Origin of the sequence: Chryseobacterium sp. CBSDS_008 (assembly GCF_049959325.1) — a bacterium.
GTDB lineage: Bacteria > Bacteroidota > Bacteroidia > Flavobacteriales > Weeksellaceae > Chryseobacterium.
In genome coordinates, this window is record NZ_CP188202.1 from 132,306 (window position 1) to 157,715 (window position 25,410).

The following is a 25,410-nucleotide window of genomic DNA, read 5'->3' on the forward strand; positions in this document are numbered from 1 at the left end:
AAATTCCGAAATTAGCAGTCTTAATTCAAATTAAATCTTTTCGAACAAAAGTAAATTATGGAGCAAAACATTTTAGATTGTGTGATCGTTGGATCTGGGCCTTCTGGCTTCACCGCTGCTATCTATGCAGCAAGAGCAGACTTGAAACCTGAATTGTATACAGGTTTGGAGCCGGGCGGACAATTAACTACAACTACGGAGGTGGATAACTTCCCAGGATATCCAGCCGGGATTACAGGTCCTGAAATGATGATGGATCTGCAAAAACAGGCAGAAAGATTTGATACCAAAGTTCATTATGAAATGATCACCAAGGCTGAATTCTCCAAGGAAGCAGGCGGTGTTCACAAATTATATGCAGGAAACAAAGGAATCCTGGCCAAAACAGTCATTATCTCTACAGGAGCTACCGCAAAATATTTAGGTCTTGATGATGAGAAAAAATATGCAGGCGGCGGTGTTTCAGCTTGTGCTACATGTGACGGATTCTTCTACAGAGGAAAAGACGTTGTCGTAGTAGGAGCAGGTGATACAGCGGCTGAAGAGGCTACTTATCTTGCCAAACTTTGTAAGAAAGTAACATTATTGGTGAGAAAAGATGTTTTCAGAGCGTCAAAAGCAATGATTCACAGAGTAGAAAGCACCCCGAATATTGAAGTGAAATTTCACCATGAATTAATCGGGATTGAAGGTGAAAACAGTCTGGTAGAAAGAGCTGTTATCATCAACAACCAGACTCAGGAAAAATCTACAGTAGATGTGGAAGGAATCTTTATCGCAATCGGTCACAAACCAAATACAGATATTTTCGTAGGTCAGGTAGATCTTGATGAAAACGGATATATCGTTACTGAAAAAGGTTCTTCAAGAACAAATCTTCCCGGAGTATTTGCTGCCGGAGACGTTCAGGACCATATCTACAGACAGGCTATTACCGCTGCAGGAAGCGGGTGTATGGCAGCAATGGATGCAGAAAAATACTTAGCTGAATTACACTAATTGTATTCAGTTATACACTACAAAGCGTACCCGATGGGTGCGCTTTTTTCGTTTGCTTTTGTTGGATAACCGCAAAAGCACAAGGTTTTTTCAGAATAGTCTTAAGGCGCAAGAGTATACAAGATGTTCAGCCAATATAAAACATAATCAATTTTACCGAAGATAAAATCTTTGCGTCTTGCAGCAGTATATTTCCTATATGCTTAGCGCCCTGGAGTTTTCCCAACAACTCCTGTCAAAAAATCAATAAAATCATCAAACAACTAACAAAAACATTGATATATTTGTGAAATTGCAAAACGATCGAAATTGCATGTAAGAAACTATAAACTGAACAAAAAAACGAATAAAAATGAAAAGAGTAACCGCTATCGGAGGCATCTTCTTTAAATGTAAAGAACCTGAGCATATAAATGAATGGTACAAAACCCATCTCGGACTGGAAACCAGCCCATACGGTGCCAAATTCGACTGGAGAGAAGCAGAATCCGATAAGAAAGGATATACCTTGTGGAGCCCTTTTAAAGAGTCTACCCAATATTTTGAGCCTTCCACCAAAGAATTTATGATCAATTACCATGTAGAGAACATTGAAGCATTGGTAGAAGAGCTAAAGAAAGAAGGGGTAACGGTTCTGGATGAGGTAGCAGCCTATGAGTACGGAAAGTTTGTACACATTCTGGACCCGGAAGGAAACAAGATTGAATTATTCGAGCCGGCAGGAGAATAGTTAAAATAGATCAAATCAGCCACTCTTTTAAAATGATACAGCTGAAGGTGTGGACATTACCAGCATTTGTAAAATCTCTAAATTTAGTTCCAAATCAAAACAAAATGGAAACAAAAATCATAAAAATCAAACATACCACCGGAACTTATATCATTGATGTTCCCAATGGAGCCCTTAATGATATGAAAACCCAGCTGGACAAATGCCTGAATGATGAACAGGCTGCTATTGTTGTAAAGGGAGAAGATGGAGATCAGTTTGTATATCCATCAGATTTTTTAAAAAACAGTTTCATTGCAATTGTAGACCGGGAATAGGGTAGATGTTTCAAGAAAATAATTCCCTTGATTTCTAGTCTATTATTAAGTTTTGTTAAAATTTGTGTGGGAAAAGTTTTGCAGAAATTAAAAATCGTTCTATATTTGCACCACTGAAAACAACGGTATAGCCGGAGTTTAGGGAGAGTTGGCAGAGTGGTCGATTGCGGCAGTCTTGAAAACTGTTGACTGTAACAGGTCCGGGGGTTCGAATCCCTCACTCTCCGCCAGATGCGAAAACTGAAGTTTTCAAAAAGCATCAAAAAACATTTAAATCCTGCGAAATCAATGATTTGCAGGATTTTGTTTTTTTAGCAGGAGTTGAATTTTCATTATATTCCAAAATAAATGTGTCAATTTTGTGGCAATATCTAAAATCGGAAAAAATTGCCATAAAAAATAATTTAACTATATGACAATTAACCTGTAATGAGTTTTTATATCTTGATTTAAAGAAAATTTAGTTTGACATTTATTAACCTTTAAAATGTTGAATTATGTTAGAACAAAGTTATGGGCTTAGCTTCTTTTTAAAGAGCTCAAGCAAAAAAATGCGCTACATTTATCTTCGTATAACTGTAAATGGGATACCTAAAGAGACTTCTACTAAACGGAAATGGGAGTTGGATAGATGGGATCAGAAGGAAGGTAGACCATTGGGAACAAAAGAAGATGCTAGGGCGCTAACTTATTTTCTTGAATCCTTGATTACGAAAATCAATAGCTACAGAACAGAACTATTTAACAAAGGTATTGCAATTACCTCTGTAGAGCTTATCAATTTTATAAATGGACGCTACAGTCCTTGCAATAAAGTGCTTGAAGAATTTCAGGAACATAATGATGAATTAGAAGCCTTGGTTAATAGGGGTGAATATGCTAAGGGAACGCATGAGCGGTATATTACGGCACGTTCACATATAAAAGAATTTATAAGATTTAAGTATGATAAAGATGATATAGAATTTAGGGCTCTAAATTATGAATTTATCAAGAACTATGATCTATATCTAAAAACGGTAAGAAATTGTTCAAATAATACCTCTTTGAAATATATCAGTAATTTCAAAAAAATTGTTTTACGAGCGGTTGCAAAAGAAATCATTTCTAAAGATCCCTTTAAGCTTTTTGTGAGTAAGAAAACCAAAATTAAAAAGAAACCCCTGACTCAAAGTGAGCTTAAAAGAATTGAAGAAAAAATATTTAGCTCAGAAAGACTCAATATGGTAAGGGATATTTTTATTTTCCAGTGTTATACAGGATTATCATATATTGATGCTTATCAGCTTACCTGGGAAGACATAAAAGAAGCTAGTGATGGAAACCTGTGGATCATGTCGGATAGGCAAAAAACAAAATCAAATACGGATATTCCTCTTTTGCCAAAAGCTCTTGAAATTATGGCTAAATATAAGGATCATCCTTTATGCTTGAACAGAAAAAAGGTTCTACCTGGCCGGTCAAATCAAAAAATGAATGAATATCTCAAGGAAATTGCTGCATTGTGTGATGTATTTACGAGCCTTAATACTCACAAGGCAAGGCGCACCTTTGCCAGTACAGTTACTTTAAATAATGGCGTTCCGATTCACGTTGTAAAAGAAATGCTTGGACATCATTCCGTAAAGCAGACGGAAGATTATGCAATTACCCAGCAGGAATCTATTGCCCGTGAAATGAAAGAGCTCGAAATGAAATTGAATCAGAAAAAGAAAGATCTGGATAATCATTTATTTAACCCTTCTAAACAGATTGAAAAAGCTTCTAATCTGTCAAAAAGTATTCACAAAAGTGAACCAAACAAGATTTTGGCCAATAGATATTCCATCTTTAAGGATATGCTTAAAAACAAAATATAAGATGAGTCGTCCTAAAATAGGTTGACATAAAATTAGACAATATTTAATCCGGAGAAGCATTTATTTCTTCGGATTTTTTATGCACTTTATTGGGCGTTTGCATATTAAGACTTAGATGGTCTTTTAGTACTTCATCAGCTAATTCTTTTTCCAAACGCTTAATTTTTTAAGCCGGAGTTTCTTTAGAATTGTGCATAGTATGAAGTTTAGGTTTATTCCAATCTAAGTTACCATATCTTCGCAACCAAACCAAAACAGTACTTCTGCCTTGGATTCCATACTCTTTTTGGCCTTGCTTATACGTGTAATCGCTGTTTTTCTACCGAGAAACAACTCGTATTTAAAGCCTACACTGTAATCTCTTTTTTGAGTACGCTTTTCAATTTTTAATTCCTGATCTTTCATAATATAAGCTGATTAACTGTCAACTTATTTCAGGACGGGACAAGATACATTAATAAGCCTCAATATCATATTGAGGCTTATTAATGTATTAATCTTTTTGTTTCTTTAATACCTCGACGGTACTGCGATACCCTGGATGATAGGAAGGGGTATACTTAATGTATCCGAGCTCCTGGAGCTGTTTAAAGTACTTATGATAACTGGGTAGCGTATTGATATGGGAGAGAGCCATGAGTTTACTTCTGCTTACCCTGATGATCCATTTTTCATTTTGTCTTTGAGCAAGTCTGGCAATAGCAAGCAGTAATGAGATGTGCCAGACATTGAGTTTTGGATCACTATCAATATGATCCATAAAATCAAACCATCTCTTTGGATTATTATTTTTCATCTTTAAATAAATTTTCAAGGTCCTCTTTATTGTAATAGTAAGAACCTAATATTTTCTTGAACCGGATTTTACCGGCAATCCTTAGATTTTGAAGGGTTGCAGCGGAGATACCGAGTATTTTTCGTATTGCTTTACTACGAAGCCACCCAAATACTTCGTGCCCATCTGCCTCAGTAGTTTTAACTTTCATTAGCCTCTCTATATCAGAAACGATAAGGTTTCTGAATGTTTCGAGATCATTTTTTGTAATTGTATCCATATGTATAAATTTTTGAATTATTCAAATTTAAACTTTAGATTTACGGGTACAATAAGAGAGGAAGCGACAGGTATGCTTTTTCTTTGTATTTCTCAATTGATTTATATAATATACAGCATATAAATTATTACTAATAGATAATTGATGATCATAACAATGAAATTAGAGAGTGCAAGTAGCATGGAGATATATGAAGACCGTAAGAAGAAAATTAAATTCAACTGAATGAAGTAATGCTTCCTATCTTCAAGAAATACACCATCACTGGTATTGAAAGGAAAATATTAAATATTTCCCACGGTTTGTATTTTCTGTAACCTTCCACAATGTATGCAGGTGCCTTATAAGATATTTATTGAAAATCAGCTGAGAAAAAGGATTCAGGTTTACCGGAGTTCCGATTGAAGAGTATTCAGAAATAATAAGACCAAGTCTTCACGGAAACTCCGGCAAGCAAAGCTTGTCAGAGTTTTTATTCTTTCCTATATAGGAAAGAGCTTTAACACTACCATTACATCCATTTTTCATAAACCAATCTTACGGGCTGATACCCTTGGGAAGCCAGCCAACGCTGCATAGTGTCATTGGTACAAAGTGTATAGCGGTAAATTTTTCTGATTTTATAATCTTCATAGTTTTTTTCAAATGCTGTATTGAGAGCAGAATAGATTCCTTGTTTTCTGAACTCTTTTTTCACATAGCCTTCTGATACATACAGATCATCTCCTTTTTCAAGTTCAAAATTGCTATCATCCCTCTCATCGATATATCCGAAGAGAAAGCCTATAGCTTTTCCATGGACTTCCGCGATAAAGAAGGTGCCATCATTTTCCTTTTCACATTGTGACATAAAACGGAGATAGTTTTCCTTAATCTGGCTCCAATCAGCAGTTTTGTTATTCATTTCTTTTTCCGAAACATGAAGCTCTCCTACCATTTCATCTACAATAGAAAGATTTTCATTGATTTTTATTTTTCTGATAGAATAATTCATAAACATATTTTTTAACTTTTAATTACTTCGAGCTTCCAACCGAACCTTCATCATTTCGTTCTCAAAGGACTTCCAGACCACGATGTATTATCAGAAAGTACTTCTCCTTTCATTACCAGAGAAAGCGGATCTATATTGACATTGTTTCCAATTTCACTGTCATATAAAATAATTGTTCTCGAATTGATTGTGCTTTGGGTTCCAATTTTTACACTCCCTATTTTCATAATTCTGTCTTCAAAAAGATGGGTTTGGGGACCGCAATCTTCGTTCAGCATGGTTTCGTCTCCAATAGTTACCATGTCAAACTCTGTAATGTCAGTCGTATTAAGCCAGACTCTTTTTCCGATTTTTACGCCCAGGAATCTCATAAAGAATGGCAGCCAGAATGTGCCTCTTAGAAAATCAAGGAAGAATTGTACAGGAAGTGCTTCGTAAACAGTCGTTATTCCTTCACTCAGCCATACTTTCATGCTGTACATTGGCATTTCTGTTTTTTTATATTTTCCAATAAATACCCACTTCAGTATTACTGTGAAAAAAAATGAAGGTAAAGCTACAATTCCTAAATAATAAAAAGGAGCCAGTAAGATAAGATAATGAATGTTTCCTTCCAGGTAAGTACTTGTATAGGCAATAAATAATACACTGCAGATGATTATTACAGTTTGCGGGAGAATGATTCTGATTCCTTCTACAATAGCTCTAGCAAGTTTAAGTTTGAATGGTGGGTTATAGGTAAGGTTATCCTGAAATATATCAGATTTTTGTCTCGCAGGAAGACCAATTGGAGGAGATCCGAACCAGTCTTTTTCAGTAGAACTTTTCAATTGTTCTTCAGACGGAGCTTTACTTAATACGCCGATCAGCATATTATTTCCAAGCTCATATCCTTGGGGAATCAATCCGCTATTTCCTACAAAGCTGTTATTTCCAATGGTGGTTTTTGCTAAAATTAATTTTTCATTTCTTACATCATGTTCTCCAAGGATGACGGCATCGGCAATAAATGAACCTTCACCTATTTCCAAAAGATGGTGAGAAACATCACTTGCGGTCGATATTTCTGAATTTTTTCCCACTTTTGCTCCCATCATTCTGTAAAATTTACTAATATAAATAGAAGCAAAAAGAGGGTGAACAATAATGAGAGACAGGTTGAAAATCTGATCCTTTATCCATTTTTTATAATACATAAAACTGTACACAGGATAGATGCCCGGTTTCATATGGTACTGTAAAATGCGTGTCAGTATACTTACCACTCCAATAAACAGTAGAATATATACAGTAGAAAGTATCGGAGCCTGCCATAGATAATAAAAAGTATAATCGGCCGAGCGATCATCCAGATAATATAAAGTATAAAGTGTAGGTGCTAATGGCAGAACAATAAGAAGCGGAAAGAAAAATAGTGAACATGCATACAATAATGCAAACCGGTTTCTTTTTCCTGCTGAAGCCAGTTTGGGTACTACAATTTCCTCACCTGATTTTACTCTTATCTTTTCAGCAGGACTGCCGTTCCACACTTCTCCAAAGCCGATTCTTTCACTTTCATTCAGACAACTTAAATCCTGAAGTTCTCCAAATTTCTCAATCTCCGTGTCTCCGCATATGATAACAGAAGATCCCAGATAGGCATGCGCTTTTATATGTACTTTTCTTATTCTTAAAATTCCGTTTTCAACAGAAGCATTGTCAATGCTGCAACCGGAACTGGTGTTCACATTTTCATCAATAGTCACAAGATCTTCAGCAGCAATAGGTAGTAAACTCAGTTGTGCACTTGGATGTACTTTTACTCCCAGTAATTTTAAATATTTAGGATATAAAGGTGTTTCTACAATAAATTCTGAGGGCAATAGTCTTTTGATCGTTTTCCATAGCCACCATCGGAAATAATACCATCCCCAAAGCGGATAATCTCCTTCTTTTATTTTCCCTATCACAAGCCATTTGGTAAGAACAATAATAATGGAATATACAGGCGGAATCAATGTATAGAGTAAAATAGCACTCATTAAAGCATAATGTAGTCCATATCCGTTCATTTGAAAATAATAATAACTTAAATAAGGGAAAAAAATCTGAATGCTCAATAAAGCAAATACGACCAGCAAACTGATCGTTTGAGCAATATTACAGGCAATATACTGTAATGTAGAAGCTCTGTGAAAAGGTTGCTGATGAGATGTTTCCTGAGTGTGTTTATTTTTAAGACATTCGGAATAGGCTGACAAAGGTCGATTTTCATAGATTTCTTTCAATGAAGCTGTGGGAATTCCTGCTTTTTGACGAAGATGAGAAACCAATGTCGCTGCCAATAGAGAATGTCCGCCCAAATCAGTGAAGAAATCCTGATTAAGGTTAATTTCTTTTCCGGGAAACACCCATTTCAGAGTCTGAATAAGTCTTTCCTCTATAGGAGCTTTATTGTCAATTTTTATCTCTTCGTTTCCCTCATGGCTAATAAAACTTTCTGGAATCGGAAGTCGTTTTCTATCGATTTTACCACTGGGCATCCTTGGCATTTCTTTCATCAGTACAATAGAAATAGGAACCATATAAGGAGCCAGAAATTTCGCCAGTTCCTTCCGCATTACATTTTCATCAAAAGAAGCGTCACTGTTCACGACAACATATCCTACAAGTTGTCCCTGCATATTAGAATCTTCTTTCACTGCCACAGCAGCAGAGCAAACGTCATGAAGCTGATTGAGTCGTGATTCTATTTCGCCAAGTTCAATTCTGTAACCACGCAACTTGATTTGATCATCTATTCTTCCTTGGAACTCAATAAAGCCATCCTCACGGATGATAACGGCATCTCCGGTTTTGTAAACCCTGTCTCCGGGGAGGTCTCCAGGAAAAGGATTAGGTGAAAATTTTTGTTCGGTAAGCTCAGGAAGATTAAAATATCCGTTGCTTACTCCCGGACCGGAAATAATCATTTCACCACGTTCTCCACGCGGAACAATATTCATATTTTCATCAATGACGGCAACATGATAATTAGCAAGAGGGGGGCCGATTGTCAGTTCTTGTCGGCTATTGAGTTGAGCCATATTGGATGAAACCGTAGTTTCTGTAGGTCCATAGCTGTTGATGAATATTCTATAGGGTTTTGCCCATTTTTCCTGTACCTGTTTTGTACATGCTTCACCTCCCGTATTGATTAGTCGTATGGTAGGAACTTCATCAATAATAGCTAGAATACTTGGCACGGCATGAAGTACCGTAATGTTATTTTTTTTTAAAACACCACTCAATTCATCTATTGCTTTTACAGTAGTAGCATCAGCAATCCATAGGGTAGCGCCTGAAAAGAGGCTGATCCATACTTCTTCACACCACATATCAAAAGACACTGAAAACCCCTGATAAATGACGTCTGTATCTTTAATTGCTATAAAATTCCCTTCAGAACGAATCAGATGGCAGATATTTCGGTGAGAAATAGGTATTCCCTTAGGGTTTCCGGTACTGCCGGAGGTAAATAAGACATAAGCCCAATGATCCGGCGTATACTCTATGGCAGATAAAGAAACAACATGTTGAGGCTGTGGAGCGATTTCTATGGGCTGGCAGTGGATATGGACATCTGTATCAGAAAAATAGGTTTTGATATTGATATCTGTAAACACCTTTTTGATCCTGTCTTCAGGCATTTCGCGGTCTAACGGAATGTATGATGCGCCAGTTTTCAAAATTCCTAGTATAGCTACAGGAAGTTCCAGGCTTCTGGGATACCATACTCCTACGCAGTCACCGGGTTGTACTCCCTGATCCTGCAGTTGAAGAGCTATTGAGTTACTCCAGCTGTCTAGTTCAGCATAGGATATTTTTTTGTCTTTAAATATAAAGGCAGTTTTATCTTTATATTTATCAAAGGTGGGAACCAGTAATTCAGGCAGAGTTTCATCTTTGATAAACTCCGGGCTGATCTTTCCTAAAATCAGGCTTTTCATCATTAAAAATTACAATATGTGTTGGGAATATTTTTATAAATATACTTTATTTATCCGCAAGCCCGATCTTTCAATTCGTTTTTTAGTTGTTATATTTCAGGAATTAATATCAATTAACTGAAATTAAAAAAAAATAAAAATTTCACGTTTACTATTTTATCGCAAAATTTTTCTCTTGTCATATGGATCAGCGAACTTAGAAACGTTGACAATCAGCATAATGATATTGTATATTATATACATTTTGTATATTTGAATAGTTGAAAGTTAAGTTATGCGCAAAAATTGATATGAAAAGGTCAGCATATCAAATATGGTAAAGAAGCAAAGGAACTTAAACTTCGTGATACAGAATTTAAAAAACATCTAAAAGAATGGTGTAATTGTTTCTAAAGAATCCGCATCATGAAATTGCGAAAATATACTACTACTGACTAAATCACGAAATAATATTGAAAAGAGTTGAACCGGTGGAGAAATCAGAAAAGAAATTATTTGAAGAAGGATCGGAGCTTATTGAATCGTCAGATTTTACAATTACATAATTAAAAAAGGCTTATGTTTTAGAATAACTAATCTCAAAAAGCGAACCATTATTTGTTACGGATCAAGGATTGGAAGATCAACAAACGTACTCTATATCGCACGTAAAAGAAATAAAAAGAAGTAATTTTCGCAGTATTCGGAACTGTTAGGTGCAGAGAGAGGAAATGCTCCCACAATTATTAAGCAAGGTGAACACGTGGTTTACGTTGCACAAACAAAAAACTATGACTTTCAAGGCCTCTGACATCGGAAAGACAAGGGTGAAAAGATCTAACAGGATTCATTAAAGGCATCATTGACCGAGAATACCAAGATAAAATATTAAAAAAATGACAGATTTTACTAACCAACAACTCGCTGAGATTATCACCCAGAACGCTGAAAAAATAAATAATTCTATTTTGAGGGAACGCAAGATTGCTAATGAACTTGCAGAAACGGTTCTTCTGTTGAAGAAAGAAAAAAATGACATACAGGAGAAAATAAAGGAATTAAAGACAGTCTCCATACAGCCTGATTTAAGCGCCATAAATTCTTTCTACATGGAAAAGACTAGAGAATGTTAAACGTCTTAATTCACTCTTAAAAATTCCGAATTTAAGTCTTTACGTCTGGTTATCTTCTTTAGCTTTAACCATTATCAGTTTTCTTGCTCTGTATCTCGCTTATCAGAAAGCTTTTACCACCAAAGCTCAAAATAACGGAGCAGTATAGAGAAGAGCTCCTGAAGGAAAATGTTATTATTCCAATAGAAAGAGATCAGCTCCTAAAAGACATGGATCAGTTCTTTAGAAACAATCCAAAAACTAGAGATAAGTTTGTAGAATGGAGAGCACAAAAAAAATAGGAATAATGAGAGCTTTAACCTCTCATTATTCATAAATTCAAATTATTTGTACAAACGATGATAAACGCAAGCATTATTATAAAAAGATCAGACAGCTATTTACGACATAATATGCCCAACCTTTTATGTTAATCCGCATAATAAGTGTCTTGTGCTCAAATATCCAAAAGATGTGTTTCAACCTCTCCAGAGACTTTTTCTCTTTCTCGGCTCTTTTCTAATGCTTAAAGCTGAGATTCAGTAAGAACAATACAGTCCTGAACGTTTTTTTTAGGCTTTTAATCTCAATTTAAAAGCATGGAGATTATCTCTGGGTCAAATACTCCTAACTCCGTCTGGTGATACAATAAAGCCTTTCTTTTTAAGCTCGTTGCTTTACTCTAAGCTGCCCCTTAGAGCAGGTTTGTGGCTACATCAATAACAGTATTTCAATAGCTTTATCTACACGATTCTTTAATATAGGCTTTCTCGTGGAGATTTCCTGTAAAGCAAGTTCGCTACCTTGTACATACAATTTCATCGATAGAAATTGCATTCATATTAAAAACAATTCTTAACTAAACATAAATGACAACTAATAAGAAAATAAACGCCAAAGGCAGACACACATCGTCCACTTAATAAGGTTCTGGGTATGCATAATTATTTTTTTGGAAAAATTGAAATTATGTTATACAAAGAAACCGTAAGCAAGGAAATATGGGAGCTCTTGTAATGATTAATGAAGGGATGAGAAACTCAAAGATTTTATCTTGGTGGGAGGGACAGCATTGTAAAAAGGCCAAATCTACTCCTAAGTTTTTTTGGGAATTCAGATTTGATGAGATCAATATAGCTCTAAAAGTTTCTTAAATTCAGGATAATTTATGCGTTTTCAAATGTTTTGTGTCTTTAATAAATTTGCATAGAGGGACAATTTTTGATATTACTTTTATATCTATTGCTATTTTTATGGAGATAGGAGCTGTTTGCTTTAAGATAAATTAAGATTAATATTTTTTTTAATCATTAACCCACATCTCAACAGGATATTAATTTTACTGCCTCTTTAGTCCAGCCGCCCATATTTCAGGGGCATCTATTCCAAATGTGATCAATACCTCATTTGTCTTTAATTACAATCATTTTTCTGCTGATTACTGGAGGTATGAAGATGGACTGCCCCCAAAAAGTTAGACGCTTTTTAGGGGCATTTTTATGTATAAGAAAGAAAAATTTAGTATTGATTTCAAATTGGAATGTATTGAACTTCATTTAGGTTCCCATCGTTCCATAAAATCAATTGCATTAGAAAAGAGTTTTAATGAATCTAATCTTCGCAAATGGCTTGGATTTTATAACAAGTACGGAATCTCAGGACTACAACCTAGAAAAAACAGAAGCTACTCCCTGGATTTCAAGATTAAAGTTTTAAAAGCCATCGAAACAGAAGGTATCTCACAAAGGGAAGCATGTATCCGATTCGATATCGCAGCTCAGTCTACAGTATTGAGCTGGCAGAGGGATTACGAAAAAAGTGGTATTTTAGGGTTAAAGAATACCCCCAAAGGAAGACCCAGGATTATGAGTGATTACAAACGTAAGAAAAGAAAGTCGGATAAGCCATTGACCAGAGAAGAAGAACTTTTACTGGAAAATGAAAGACTGCGAGCTGAAATTGATTTTCTAAAAAAGTTAGACGCCTTAACTCTCAAAAAGAACAAGCAGAGGCCATCGAAGGATTAAGGCGAAAATATGACCTGTCGCTCCTGCTGGATTGTACAGGTATGGCCAGAAGCAGTTTCTATTACCATCAGAAAGCTCTTGATAAAAAGGATAAATATGGAGAAGTAAAAACTTTGATAAAACAAATTTATCATAGGCATAAGGGTCGGTTTGGATATCGTCGTATTACCTTGATTATGAATCAACAAGGAATTGTAATCAATCATAAAACGGTCTTAAGACTGATGAAGACCCTGGGATTGAAAAGTATCGTTAGGGTTAAAAAATACAAATCTTACCGGGGAGAGCAAGGCAGGATAGCGCCAAATATTCTGAGGAGGAACTTTAAGGCAGATCAGCCAAACAGAAAATGGGCCACTGATGTGACAGAATTTAATGTCTCGGGCAGTAAATTGTACCTTTCGCCGATAATTGACCTTTACAATGGCGAGATTATCAGTTACGATCTCTCGGAAAGGCCTGTCTTTACGCAGGTTGTGAATATGCTCAAAAAAGGGCTCAGAAAAATTAAGAATACTGAAAACCTCATCATCCACTCTGATCAAGGCTGGCAATATCAGATGAAAGCCTATCAGCAGCTGTTAAAAGAAAAAGGCATTATCCAAAGTATGTCCCGCAAAGGAAGCTGCCTGGATAATGCGGTAATAGAAAACTTCTTTGGAACTTTAAAATCTGAAATGTTCTATACTAAGAAATTTAAAACCATTGATGAGCTCAAAAAAGAAATAAAGAAGTATATCAATTACTACAATAACGACAGGATAAGACTTAATCTAAAAGGAAAGAGCCCGGTACAGTACCGAACTCTTTCATATAATAATATTGTTTAATTTTGTCTAACTTTTTGGGTGCAGTCTAAGACGGGCAGTTCAGCTTGGGGATTTGTGACCCATAAACAGGAGTATATGGATAATGACCCGCTGTATAATGCCCATCAAGTTAATGCTCCCATATTATTATGGACAGGAACGGCATAAAAGAATGTGAACCCGGAGCCTGTATAATATACTGCGTAAACATCAAAAAACAGTTATTGCCCTTTCTATCAGGATGAACCGCATGCTTTAACAAGAATTCCTCCCGTAAATATCTCAGCAGTAAAATGTTTGAATGATTCGGATATTCCCTTCAGGGATATCCCAAATCAATAGCAGGAGCTTTTTTTCCTTTCGGCCGGGTGCAAATAAATAGCAGGACCTCTGATAATACCAGAGGTCTTGCAGCTTAGAGAAATCTAATTAAACACTAAAAAATTTCTGCTAATTTTTTTTTATGTAGGTTTTATTTCCATTTTTATTGATATAGTATTTACCACCCCTGGGACCAGTCAATATTTCTTCACCATTAGGACCTTTTAAGGTTCGGTCTACGGTAGGTGTATAACTTGTTGTATTGGTGCTGTTTGGAATGCTTGGTCTGGTAACCGTTTGATTCTGTGTGGGTCTGACTGTTGTTTTTTCATTGGCTGTACTGTAGCGTTTATCCGGTGTACCGTCTTTCTTTAGCTTAACAGTAGATGCTGCTTCGCTTTTAGTTTTTGGCTGTGGGACTGTTGGTGTGATTGTTTGTGCAATACTTACATTAACACAAAAGGCTATAAAAGCTATTACTAACAAATTTTTTATGGTTTTTTCTTTCATATGTTTAGTTCTTATAGTTTATTGAAGGATTAGCTAAGCCGCCTTAAGTACGCCTGACTATTCAATACTTTGAATTTTTCTCATTGTATAAAATAATATTGAGTATCAGTATCCTCTAAATACACTTCAAATGTAAAGAAGAATTTTTTCATATTTCCCTAAGCGACAGTAATATTATATCTAATTTTATATAGTTTTATCACTAGTTGGTTGAGCTGCATTATGAGATTGCAGATAAATGAGAAGCCGGAACAGACCACAAATGCATGATCTACCGCATAAGATAAGAAAAAATCATTACGCTTCTATCCTCATGAATTGTAGTGATAATAGGTGATTTTCAAACCATGACAATATTACTATCCTTATTATTTTAATTGAAGCGTCCGGCGTGGATTGTAATCAAATACCGAGACTTTTAAGCAGATCTTTTTTTAATCGTTGTAGCCAGTAATTTAATTACTATTTTTATTCTTAGCGTTAGTCTTTTGTTTTATCCTTGATAGACCAAATCAACCATTTTTTATACGATATAGGAGTAGAATAATATATAGTTAAAAAACTATATGCGGCTAGTAATAATATGACTCATGATCAGGGTTTTATTTATAGTAGGAATGGTATTTTTATACTAGAAGATTTCTTAAAATAACACAAGTTGATTAGACCTATAACATGTCCATCTAAAATTTACCTTAAAGTTTCTTACATCTATTGATTAAAAACTAATCATTAAATATATAACAAATGAGAAAATTGTATTTATTTCGGTTACTAGGTACTCTGTACGGAATATCCCGTCAGTTAGAGAAAAAACTGATGCCTATATCAAAGAAAACCTTTTTACAAATTCAAAAAAACAAGAAAAATTAAATAAAGACAAATGGAACGAAAAAAAATCTTATTTATATATTACCAAAATACTAAGGCTGGTGGCATAGCAAAAGCACTTTCTCATATAACTTCGGAACTTGTAGAGCTTAATTACGACATTGAGATTCTATTCCTGATTAATCCTCACAAAGATTTTTTTCCAATACATACTAAAGTTAAAAAACACTATATTAATTCTTTTGAAGATAAATATGCAAAGTTTGGGACCTCTATTTATAAGAAATATAATAAAATCCCCAAAATATATAATATTTATTCATATTTGTATGATTTTGGATCATACAGGGTACTAAAACAATGGATTAATGAAAACCATCACAAATATGACACTATTATTTCCTGCTGGTATAAAATTTCTTCAATGCTGGCTGTTGACAGCCAGGTAAGCAAGAAAACCATTGCTTGGGAACATATCAGCTACCAAACAGGCGGGCTGGTTTATAATACTTTACGGAAATATTATAAAAACTTGCGCTCCATTATCTCTCTGACACATACGTCGTTAGAGTATTATAAAAAAATAAATCCAAATTCAGTTGTTATCCCCAATATTATCGGAGACAACTATGAAAATTTTCAACTGGATATTTCCAATAAAGAAAATATTATATGTACGGTAAGTAGACTTGGCCCTGAAAAGAATATAGAAGATTTTATTAATATCATCAAAGGATGTAATATAGATAAAGATTGGAAAATCATAATTGCCGGTGATGGGGACCAAAAAGAATTCCTGAAAGAGCAGGCTCAAAAGCTCTGCCCCCATACTATTGAGTTTCTCGGAAGTATTCCTCAGGAGCAAATCTTGGAGCTATACAAAAAGTCAAAAATATTTTGCATGACCTCACTGAACGAAGGGCTGCCTACCGTTCTCATTGAAGCAATGTTCTGCGGTAACGCTCTTATTGCCTATGACTGTCCTACGGGTCCTTCCGAAATAATAAATACCAATAACGGCTATCTGATTGGGTTGCGTGACAAGGAGGATTTTATAATAAAACTGAAACATCTGATTAACAGCCCTCGTCAACTTACTGAGCTTATGTTATCCAGTAAAGCAGAATCAGAAAAATGGAGTAAAGAAAAAATACTACTGCAATGGGAAAAGATACTTTAGAACAATATATATTTATATCCGTCATCATTCCTGTTTACAATTCTGCAGACAGTCTGCATCACTGCATTGATTCTATTTTAGATCAGAGCTATAAAGATTTTGAGCTACTGTTAATAAATGATGGTTCTGCTGATCGCTCTTTAGAAATCATGAATTCATTTGCTGAAAAAGATCAAAGAGTTAAAGTCATTGATAAAATTAAAAACAGCGGAGTAAGTGATACAAGGAATACCGGTACTTCTCATGCAAAAGGAAGAATAATCTGCTTTATAGATTCTGATGACTGGGTTGAAAAAAATTATCTCCAGGTTTTCGTTGATAACTATACATCACCAGATACTTTGCTTCTTCAGAACATTATCCGGGGTAAACCTAGAAATCTTCATTATAAGACCTATCAAATACAGACAGATTTTACAGAATTATTGGTGAGAAATAATCTACTGTATTTCGGAGGACCTGTTGCAAAATTTTTTGAAAGGGAAATCATAATGAAAAATACGATTATTTTTAACAAAGAAGTCAGTTATGGTGAAGATTTGATGTTTTTTTTGGAATATTTGAAACACATTAAAGCCATAAAGATCATTGATGCCTCCCTTTATCATTACGAGTATACTGAAAGCTCATTAAGCAGATCAGAACACACCTTTGAATCCTTATTCAAATTACATACTGCCATAATAGATTTTATTTTTCCACATCAGCAACAATCGGGAAAAAAATTAAAAAAATATGTTTATCAGGTAGATTGGGATATTATTGAATCCAGCATCGATCAGGGCATTATTGGTAAAAGCCTGTGTAGGAAAGAAGCCTATAAAAATTTAAACCGCGTAACGTCATCCGTGAACATCAATCATTTCACATATACAGATTTTTATAGAAAAGCTTTATTTTTACTTCTTAAAACCAGACAATTCCGGTTGCTTTTGAAACTTAAAAGAAATCTAAATAAATAACACTCCTTTGAAAAAAGTATCTTATACGTATTGGGCCTTTTCGCTAAGGTGCTGCAGAAAAAGACCTTGTTAACTTTCTTAAAAAACTTCCGGAGGAACGTAATTAAAATCTTATCCGATAGGTAAAAATGATACTTTAAGAAAAGTAGATAGGAGCCATGGCAGATGCAACAAAGAACTAGCTCAGCCGTAAAGTGTAGTAATTCCAATAGTTATAATGAAAAACCTACTTGCACGTATGGTCAATTTCATGTACATTTGAAAAAGTCATGATCCTAATTTTTCAGTGGATAACAGCAAGGAAATGTACATCGTGATTATCCATCAATATAACTTATTGAATATCAACTTTAAACATAAAGCTGTTCCTGAGGTTGACTTTTCAGAATACGGAATGACTGAAGATATCAGATTTACGATAGACGGTTTCAAGACACTTCAGCATAATATTGCAAGAGTACCATTTGTAATGGGACTTATTTGGGAAAAAATCTTAAAGTAAAGGTCTAAATATTAAATTTAATCTAAAAAGTAGGTGTTATACTACCTTACAGCAGCATATTAAAAGAAGAGGGCTTATTTGTTTATTTGGGTCCTCTTTGATTTTTCTAATGTTCTTTTAAAGAGTCAATTTGTTTATTTAATTGCTCCTTCCGATACTGGATTTATCCTTATTTCTATTAAGATTAATATTCCAAATATCACAATGCCTACTGTTAGCACTCACATCTATATTTAGTTTCAGGAATTCAGTGTGAGTATGTTAGTTAAAAAACTATACTTGTTTGGTGATAATATGACTGAAGGCTGGGGTTTTGTTTGTGGTGGAATGGTAACTTTGTATCACAAATTTATGATACAGAACTCTAGCATATAGACCTGGATTTACCTTTAAAAGTTCGTAGTCTTTGATTTAAAAATTAATCATTAAATATAAACGAAAGAATTGTATTTATTACCGGTTTTACTTCGTGCTCACCTTCTGTGTCAGTAGATAGTAATGGTGATCTGCAAAATCGGGTCTTTTACTTCCCGTGAACTAACCGCTAGTATGGCAAGGGATTCTACAAAATTTAATTGCTGTCATAAATTTAGTTTAACATCCACAAAAACATAATTTGATAAAATGAAAATTTCAGTCATTATTCCCGTTTACAATGCCGAAAACTATGTTTCTCAGGCTGTAGAATCTGCTCTTCAGTTTGAAAATGTATATGAAGTGATATTAGTAGAAGACAAATCCCCTGACAATGCATTGAAAGTATGCAGAAAACTTGCTGAAAAACATGATAGAGTAAAACTCTTTCAGCACCCGGACAAAGGGAATCACGGGGCAGGAGCCAGCAGAAACCTGGGTATAGAAAAATCAGAAGGAGACTTCATTGCATTCCTTGATGCAGATGATTACTATCTTCCGAACCGTTTTGATGCAGAAAAAGAACTTTTTATCAATAAAGATGTTGATGGAGTGTATGGCGCTATTGGTGTCCATTATTATGGTGAAAAAGCAAAGCAACGGTATTATAAGATTTTTGGCGACCGCCTTACCACAGTTTATAAAAAACATGCTCCTAAAGATGTATTTCCCGGACAGCTTAATATGAAAGGTACTTTCGGGCTTTTCAGCATTGATGCTTTGACCATCCGTAAAAGCTCTCTGAGAAATATGGAGTATTTCTTTAAAAATTTAGACCTCCACGAGGATACAGAGTTTCTATTCAGACTCTCCTACTATCATAATTTATATCCCGGAATTATTGACAAAGCAGTAGCAGTAAGAGGCGTTCATGAGAATAACAGAATTTCCAAAGTAGATACAAGAGAAGTTAAACCTGCATCTACAAGAGTCATGTTGTGGAAGGAGGTCAATCATTGGGCAGAGAATGAGAATGCCATTCCTGATGATATTAAGCTTCATATTAAAAGAGTATACAGAAGCTTCCAGATTGCCAATGCTCCGCCGCTGAAAAAATGGGGAATGATTACAAAGTATCTCTTTACGGATTATAAAAGTATACGTTCAGGGTTGTATAATATTAATTTCAGAAGCGATTTATTTTAAATTAAGATATTCTAAAAAACCAATATATTGTCCGGCCATTAACTAGATTTAGTTTAATGGCCGGATACTTATTTTTAACGCTTTGTAAACTGATAAAATTGGCAGAACTGAGCAGCATCACGATAATCTCAATCACAAATACAATATCAATACTCAATGGGTACTGTGCTATTTTAAAAATTCCTTTACAATATAAAGAACCACTTCTAAAGATGCAGTTGTCAGCTTATTTCGTAAAATCTTTCTAAATTCTGTTTAACTACTAAAAGTAGGGAGACCAATTTTACATAACTCTCGATAAAAAGTTTAACAATCCAATACTGTAGTTAAAAAACTACTATCATTTAGTGGTAATACGACTGATGATTAAAGGTTTATTTGTTGTGGAATTGGTAATTTTAATCTCGGAAAAACTCAAAGGTTTCTTAAAAGATACTACAGCATAAAGTTGATAGAACTGTAATATATCTAAGATTTACCTTAAAGCAAATTTTCTGAATATTGAAATATTAATCATTTACTATTTAAATTCCATTAAAAGTTTACAAATAAAAATAAATATAACTCCAACTAACTTTAATTTTTATCATTAGCATTAAAAGGCTATTATAGGTTTGTTTCTTCATTCGAACCTGTGCGGCAAAGTAATTTGCCGCACTTTTTAAAAACTAAACCATTGGTAAACTAATAACAATATCAAAGACTCTTGATCCATATGACGGATACGGATCTTTAATAACGCAATTAGAAAAGTATGGTCTATATATATACGGTTAAAGAAACACCCACTTAGTTAATACCCATGAAAACCTGTTATAAATGAGTAATATCCTGTTACAGCGGTTTTGATCCCTCAACAAAAGCGCCTGTAAATTAGAATAAATAAAGAAAAGCTAAAACACAAAGTTTCTATAAAGCAAAGACGGGTAGAAGGGCTTTAAAGCATAGGGGAGCATAGTCCGTTGCTGCTGCCGCCGGGAATTATATTTTGACGGTACATTTTAACATTTAACATTTGTTTCTTTCCTTAGGCAGTAGCGGCACCCCCACCAAAAAAATAGCATAAAACAAAAAGACAAATGGAGAAAAGAACAAAAAGAAATTGCACTTAAAAAGACCTTAAAAAAATAAAAGAAACTATTAAAAAAACTGATAATCTATTTAACGTCATTACTATGCATTAGGTATATTTATTTAAATCCCTATGTCAAATTATTTTTCACAAACTAACCTTTTTCAACAGGACTCAGAATATTCGGGAATCATGAATTTTACAGCTGGAAAAGAGTATTGCAAGATAAAAATATTTTGCGATATGTTTGTTTGAAATATTTATTTTTTAAATAATCTTATTATGAAAAGTATTGTTATTTATCCGGATAACCCAAAACAATTCTCCGTTATTGAAGCTTTTTTTAGAAGAGATGAAAATCAGTTTTAAAATCCAGGAAGACATTATAATTTCTGAAGAGATTAAACACTCTATCTTAGAAGGTATAAAAGCTGCAGAAGAGGGAAGGCTCATTTCAAGTGAAGAAGTAAGAAAAAGCAGCGGCTTTATGTTCGAAATAGAATGTACCGAGAAAGCAGAACGTTTATATCTGGAAGCTTTGGAATTTTGGATCAATCATAACAAGTAAGCCGCTTATTCAAGAAAGATAGTAAAACAGGTTTCTGAAAAAGAGGATTGAATTACTAACAACCTTTACGCAGGACAGGAAGTTTTGATATTCCAGATGTTTGATATGTAGTTGTCCTTAAAAAGTTTTTAATTTAGGATTAATAATAAAACAATTCAAATTCTTTCCTTTTGGACGGACATAAAAATCCACAAGATTTAGAGTTATAAAATAGGATCTATGTTCTTATCAACTATGAAACGTCCAAAAAATCTTTTCTGCTTAATCTTTGTTTTAAAATCATTAACAATAGTTCCACAGAACTCACTAACTCCGAGGTTGAGAAACCAAATAATCCTTATCAGTTGTATATCCAAACGAAAATTCGCCTTCGGAACTTTCGTTAATGGTAGTTTTTCTCTGATTAGTTTTCCCTAATCTTTCTGAAACATATTTAGCAGTTTCGTTTCCTGCTTTTCCACAAATAAGATTAGATGATATATCGACTATTGCAGAATCTTCAGAGCTTTTTAGTCTTTCTTGTAATTGCGGAATACCTTGCATACCTGCCCTTAGACCATATTGATTGGCGCGCGTATTCGATAAACTAGTTTGGGAACATTGATTCATCAATATTAATCGTAAGCTCTCCATTATCAATTTCAGCTACCATGAGCATTTCATCTGAGTTGCCAAATAAATAAGCACCATCTACAAGTTTGTAGAATATTGATAGCTCAGTTTTTTTCCATACTCAAGCGACTGCTAAAAACCAAGCAAGTGTTATTATAATGATTTTCTTAAAATCAATTTTGAGATACATAGAATTTCACAACTATACGAAGAAGTTAGGTACCTTTCAATTTTTAATATGAAAAATTGTTTTCTCAAAAATATAATTGGTTTTGAGTTATACTCAAATAAATAGTTTCTTAGCTATATCCAACGGTAATTTGAATTACTATTTTTATCCTTAGCCTGCATACTTATCCTTTGATAGATAGGTATCTTTGCGGTATTTTTATTAAAAAGGAGAAACAATCATAACGACTATAGTTAAAAAACTACTATTATTTAGTGATGATATGACTGATAATCAAAGATTTATTTGTGATGGAAGTGGTAATTTTAATTTCAGAAGAACTCTTAAAGGTTTCTTAAAAGAAATGAGAGGCTGAAGTTGATTCTTGAACCTATAATTGGGAATCTAACATTCACTTTTAAAGTGAGTTTTCTTGACTCTGTTGAGTTAAATATTAATCATTAAATATATTACATATGCCCGGATAAGTTAGAATATTAATATAAGGAAAACTAAAAACACAAAGTTTCTATAAAGTAAATACCGTGCATAGGGATGTAACAGCATAAGGGAGTCCGTTGCTGCTGCCGGGGATTATATTTGGTAGTACAATTATTTAACATTTGTTTCTCCCCTTAGGCAGTAGCGGCGCCCTTTCAAAAAACAAAAAAAGTACAAGGAAATTACACAAAAAAAAGCTTAAAAAATTAAAACGAATTAAAACTGATAACCCATTTAATATCATTACTATACACTATAGAAAAAAAATACCAGGGATCATTGTCTGTTTAGTGATGTATACCATGACTTTATTATACTTCAGGGTAAGGATATCCAATGGAAGAAAGAGTTTTTAAATCGACGAAGGTTTAATCAATTAATGTAAGACATGAACAGGCAAGGAGAGGATAAAACAGGGTATTATTATATCTATAAGGATATCTATATGGGACAACTTATTAGCAAAAGAGTTCAAGAACTCGATATTGATGAATCAAGGATCGTTTCTTTTTTTTCGTTAAGTATTTCTGAGACTACTGCTATGTACGAGGAAAAAAGTATTGATTCGAGGTTTTTATTGATGTGGAGTAAACTTCTGGAATATGATTTTTTCCGTATTTATTCCCAGCATCTGATTTTAAATGCCCCTGCTTCGGGAGTGCATGATATTAAAAGTAACTGGAAGAGTGGGATGCCCCAATTCAGGAAAGCATTTATACCAAAGAGTTTATAGATTTTTATGATTGAGCTGGTAAACACTGGGAAGAAAACCATCAGTGCAATTACTGCAGAATATGGCATTCCAAAAACCACCTGCATAAGTGGGCGGCCAAGTACAGGAGTGGCAAATCCGGTGATAATTAATCAAATTAATTTTTTAATGAAGAGTCTATATAAAAACAAAATGATGAAAAAATAAAATATATCTTTTGCTGTGTAGTTTTTGTTGCTGGACACAGGCTCAGAAAATTGCCATGTATTTTCCACATTTTGTGGGTAAAAGCTTTTGGTTTTATTTACTTCCAGGGAGAAACAAAAACTTCTACAGGGGTATTATCCCGAACAGCGGTAAGTTTAACTCTGTTTTCCCAAAGACGATATTCTATCTGGAATGAGCTGCTGGCTTATTACAAATTCTAAAGATGGAGGTGTTCTTGATATGCTGTTTCCTGGGAAGGATGTACTGAATCTAATCCTATGGGACAAAATATTGTATACAAAGGAAGTGCATAACAAGGAACTCAATGAATTATATATAAAACAACAGAATATTTTAGTGTGCCATGACTCCATGCTTCAGGTTGTTAGATCTTATCCTAAAAACTGATAAGAATATCCTGTTTTTTGAATAAGAATATCAAAACCAAAAACATTATCGTGATTTCAGTCTTCGCTTTCCGGACCCTTATGCGAAACAGCTAATATCCATTATCAATTATCCAAGGAATAGGACTGAAATTTTAGATAAAGAAAAAGAGAAAACAGATAATGTAGCATCTTATATTGCCAAAGATATGGATTTTCAGGTATTGTACCTCAGGATATTGTACAGAGGTTATTGCTTCCCGGGTGAATGCTCACACTCAGGTATTCCAGAATTACATTAGTTTATGATCTGTGTAATGTACATTATTTTTAATACTAATCTTTAAAATAACAATAATGAAAAAGTTCATAGTAGGACTTATTGCTTTAGCAATAACTTCAAGTTGTCGTTCAAACGATGACACCTCTAATCCTAGTGTCGCAGAAAAAGTTCCTGTGCTTCCTACAACTATTACGGCTGTTAACAACAATAGCCAATCCCAATTAAATTATTTCTATATCGGAGATAAATTAAAAGAGGTAACGACTAGTAGCGGCAATAGGTATAAATATATTTATAATGGCGATAATATTATAAGAGAAGAGCTATATAAAGGAGGTGAGCTTAAAATGGCAAAAGATTTTTCGTATTCCAATGATAAAGTAGCCTCTGTAAAAGTTACTAACGAGTCTGTATCCCCCGCGGTACAATACATTAAAAATATCCAATATTTAGATGCTAATCATATAAAATATGATGCGTTTGATGATAATGGAAATATCGAATTTCAAATTGAGGCTTATTTTGATAATAATGGAAATCTAATAAAGATTGATCTACCCGAAAAATTAATTTCAACTTTCGATCTTAAAAATAATCCCTTGAAAAATATTAGAGGATACTATAAAATCTATATGGTGGGAGAGGGCATTAATGAATTGGAAAAAATAAATTTTCCAGGAAATAATAACCTTTTGAACATAAAATTGAGTAGTAGTATGGAAGTTATGATTGAGAACACGATCAGTTATAATGATAAGGGCTATCCTACAAAAAATATACAGTTGGATAATACAGAAGCCTTAACAACAACAATTGATTACCAATATAATGATTAATAAAGTGTTGCTGTATTTTTGGAAGTAATTTAGAGTTAGGTAATTTAATTCATTCGCATATCTGTTATGCATTTAATAGGTAGTGCCTTATGTAATCGTCGGCTTTGGGTACAGTCAAAGTAGAGTTTTTGGTTAATAATTTATTATATGGATACAAATAAATAATTGGAATAATCCCAATATTGGGATAATGTAGCGAAAGGATATAATTCATTATATAATGCAGTGAAATACCTTAAACAGCAAGGAGAAGAGATTAACCCGGAATTACTCTAGTATCTTCTCCTATTAGGTTGAGAACATATTCACCTAACTTGAGATTATGTCTGGAATAATAAAATAAATA

General features: G+C 34.0%; 21 protein-coding genes, 1 tRNA gene and 1 pseudogene. 16 read left to right on the plus strand and 7 right to left on the minus strand.

Annotation, left to right across the window (positions count from 1 at the left end):
- Positions 1 to 57: 57 nt before the first annotated feature.
- The 5 genes from trxB (at position 58) to ACP3T3_RS00585 (ending at position 3,905) form a co-directional block, all read left to right on the plus strand.
- Positions 58 to 999: a thioredoxin-disulfide reductase gene (gene trxB / locus ACP3T3_RS00565; RefSeq protein ID WP_426478013.1), complete on the plus strand. Its 942-nt coding sequence runs from the start codon at positions 58 to 60 to the stop codon at positions 997 to 999.
- Between the two features lie 352 nt (positions 1,000 to 1,351).
- Positions 1,352 to 1,729, plus strand: coding sequence for a VOC family protein (locus ACP3T3_RS00570; protein WP_426478014.1), 378 nt, complete (start codon positions 1,352 to 1,354; stop codon positions 1,727 to 1,729).
- A gap of 104 nt (positions 1,730 to 1,833) precedes the next feature.
- Positions 1,834 to 2,046, plus strand: coding sequence for a glyceraldehyde-3-phosphate dehydrogenase (locus ACP3T3_RS00575; RefSeq protein WP_426478015.1), 213 nt, complete (start codon positions 1,834 to 1,836; stop codon positions 2,044 to 2,046).
- A gap of 142 nt (positions 2,047 to 2,188) precedes the next feature.
- A tRNA-Ser gene (locus ACP3T3_RS00580) sits at positions 2,189 to 2,276 on the plus strand.
- A gap of 267 nt (positions 2,277 to 2,543) precedes the next feature.
- The gene (locus ACP3T3_RS00585) at positions 2,544 to 3,905 is read left to right on the plus strand and encodes a site-specific integrase (RefSeq protein ID WP_426478016.1); all 1,362 of its coding nucleotides are present in this window, start codon (positions 2,544 to 2,546) and stop codon (positions 3,903 to 3,905) included.
- Between the two features lie 169 nt (positions 3,906 to 4,074).
- On the opposite strand, the pseudogene ACP3T3_RS00590 reads toward ACP3T3_RS00585, so the two are convergent.
- The 3 genes and pseudogenes from ACP3T3_RS00590 to ACP3T3_RS00600 form a co-directional block, all read right to left on the minus strand.
- Positions 4,075 to 4,310: pseudogene (locus tag ACP3T3_RS00590) on the minus strand (IS3 family transposase); the annotation flags it as partial.
- An 88-nt stretch (positions 4,311 to 4,398) separates the two neighbouring features.
- The gene (locus ACP3T3_RS00595) at positions 4,399 to 4,719 is read right to left on the minus strand and encodes a hypothetical protein (RefSeq protein ID WP_426478017.1); all 321 of its coding nucleotides are present in this window, start codon (positions 4,717 to 4,719) and stop codon (positions 4,399 to 4,401) included.
- Positions 4,691 to 4,960, minus strand: coding sequence for a helix-turn-helix domain-containing protein (locus tag ACP3T3_RS00600; RefSeq protein ID WP_426478018.1), 270 nt, complete (start codon positions 4,958 to 4,960; stop codon positions 4,691 to 4,693). The genes ACP3T3_RS00595 and ACP3T3_RS00600 overlap by 29 nt, the downstream gene beginning before the upstream one ends.
- 330 nt (positions 4,961 to 5,290) lie before the next feature.
- Between ACP3T3_RS00600 and ACP3T3_RS00605 the strand changes: the two genes are divergently transcribed.
- Positions 5,291 to 5,365 carry a hypothetical protein gene (locus tag ACP3T3_RS00605; RefSeq protein ID WP_426480010.1) on the plus strand — a complete coding sequence of 25 codons (75 nt, stop codon included), beginning with the start codon at positions 5,291 to 5,293 and terminating at the stop codon, positions 5,363 to 5,365.
- A 106-nt stretch (positions 5,366 to 5,471) separates the two neighbouring features.
- Here the strand turns inward: ACP3T3_RS00605 and ACP3T3_RS00610 are convergent, their stop codons facing one another.
- Positions 5,472 to 5,954: a GNAT family N-acetyltransferase gene (locus ACP3T3_RS00610; protein WP_426478019.1), complete on the minus strand. Its 483-nt coding sequence runs from the start codon at positions 5,952 to 5,954 to the stop codon at positions 5,472 to 5,474.
- Between the two features lie 50 nt (positions 5,955 to 6,004).
- Positions 6,005 to 9,928 (minus strand): Pls/PosA family non-ribosomal peptide synthetase, encoded by a 3,924-nt coding sequence (locus ACP3T3_RS00615; RefSeq protein ID WP_426478020.1) that lies wholly within the window; start codon positions 9,926 to 9,928, stop codon positions 6,005 to 6,007.
- Positions 9,929 to 10,800: 872 nt separating this feature from the next.
- Here ACP3T3_RS00615 and ACP3T3_RS00620 point away from each other — a divergent pair.
- The 3 genes from ACP3T3_RS00620 (at position 10,801) to ACP3T3_RS00630 (ending at position 13,873) form a co-directional block, all read left to right on the plus strand.
- The gene (locus ACP3T3_RS00620) at positions 10,801 to 11,037 is read left to right on the plus strand and encodes a hypothetical protein (RefSeq protein ID WP_426478021.1); all 237 of its coding nucleotides are present in this window, start codon (positions 10,801 to 10,803) and stop codon (positions 11,035 to 11,037) included.
- A gap of 1,478 nt (positions 11,038 to 12,515) precedes the next feature.
- Entirely contained in the window at positions 12,516 to 13,043 is a 528-nt protein-coding gene (locus tag ACP3T3_RS00625) for a helix-turn-helix domain-containing protein (RefSeq protein ID WP_426477658.1), read from the plus strand.
- Entirely contained in the window at positions 13,031 to 13,873 is an 843-nt protein-coding gene (locus ACP3T3_RS00630; RefSeq protein ID WP_426480011.1) for an IS3 family transposase, read from the plus strand. Before ACP3T3_RS00625 ends, ACP3T3_RS00630 begins: the two co-directional genes overlap by 13 nt.
- A gap of 429 nt (positions 13,874 to 14,302) precedes the next feature.
- Here ACP3T3_RS00630 and ACP3T3_RS00635 read toward each other — a convergent pair whose 3' ends face one another.
- Positions 14,303 to 14,683 (minus strand): hypothetical protein, encoded by a 381-nt coding sequence (locus ACP3T3_RS00635; protein WP_426478022.1) that lies wholly within the window; start codon positions 14,681 to 14,683, stop codon positions 14,303 to 14,305.
- Positions 14,684 to 15,566: 883 nt separating this feature from the next.
- On the opposite strand from ACP3T3_RS00635, the gene ACP3T3_RS00640 reads away from it, so the two are divergent.
- The 5 genes from ACP3T3_RS00640 to ACP3T3_RS00660 all read left to right on the plus strand — a co-directional run bounded on the left by ACP3T3_RS00640 (position 15,567) and on the right by ACP3T3_RS00660 (position 21,358).
- Complete coding sequence (locus tag ACP3T3_RS00640) at positions 15,567 to 16,694, plus strand: glycosyltransferase (RefSeq protein ID WP_426478023.1); 1,128 nt, start codon at positions 15,567 to 15,569, stop codon at positions 16,692 to 16,694.
- The gene (locus ACP3T3_RS00645; RefSeq protein ID WP_426478024.1) at positions 16,676 to 17,656 is read left to right on the plus strand and encodes a glycosyltransferase family 2 protein; all 981 of its coding nucleotides are present in this window, start codon (positions 16,676 to 16,678) and stop codon (positions 17,654 to 17,656) included. The genes ACP3T3_RS00640 and ACP3T3_RS00645 overlap by 19 nt, the downstream gene beginning before the upstream one ends.
- 304 nt (positions 17,657 to 17,960) lie before the next feature.
- Entirely contained in the window at positions 17,961 to 18,158 is a 198-nt protein-coding gene (locus ACP3T3_RS00650) for a hypothetical protein (protein ID WP_426478025.1), read from the plus strand.
- 624 nt (positions 18,159 to 18,782) lie between these two features.
- Positions 18,783 to 19,718: a glycosyltransferase family 2 protein gene (locus tag ACP3T3_RS00655; RefSeq protein ID WP_426478026.1), complete on the plus strand. Its 936-nt coding sequence runs from the start codon at positions 18,783 to 18,785 to the stop codon at positions 19,716 to 19,718.
- Positions 19,719 to 21,121: 1,403 nt separating this feature from the next.
- Positions 21,122 to 21,358: a hypothetical protein gene (locus ACP3T3_RS00660; RefSeq protein WP_426478027.1), complete on the plus strand. Its 237-nt coding sequence runs from the start codon at positions 21,122 to 21,124 to the stop codon at positions 21,356 to 21,358.
- Positions 21,359 to 21,664: 306 nt separating this feature from the next.
- Here ACP3T3_RS00660 and ACP3T3_RS00665 read toward each other — a convergent pair whose 3' ends face one another.
- Positions 21,665 to 21,991: a TraM recognition domain-containing protein gene (locus ACP3T3_RS00665; RefSeq protein ID WP_426478028.1), complete on the minus strand. Its 327-nt coding sequence runs from the start codon at positions 21,989 to 21,991 to the stop codon at positions 21,665 to 21,667.
- Positions 21,992 to 23,028: 1,037 nt separating this feature from the next.
- On the opposite strand from ACP3T3_RS00665, the gene ACP3T3_RS00670 reads away from it, so the two are divergent.
- Positions 23,029 to 23,373 (plus strand): transposase, encoded by a 345-nt coding sequence (locus tag ACP3T3_RS00670; RefSeq protein ID WP_426478029.1) that lies wholly within the window; start codon positions 23,029 to 23,031, stop codon positions 23,371 to 23,373.
- A gap of 929 nt (positions 23,374 to 24,302) precedes the next feature.
- Entirely contained in the window at positions 24,303 to 25,064 is a 762-nt protein-coding gene (locus ACP3T3_RS00675; RefSeq protein WP_426478030.1) for a hypothetical protein, read from the plus strand.
- Positions 25,065 to 25,410: the final 346 nt, after the last annotated feature.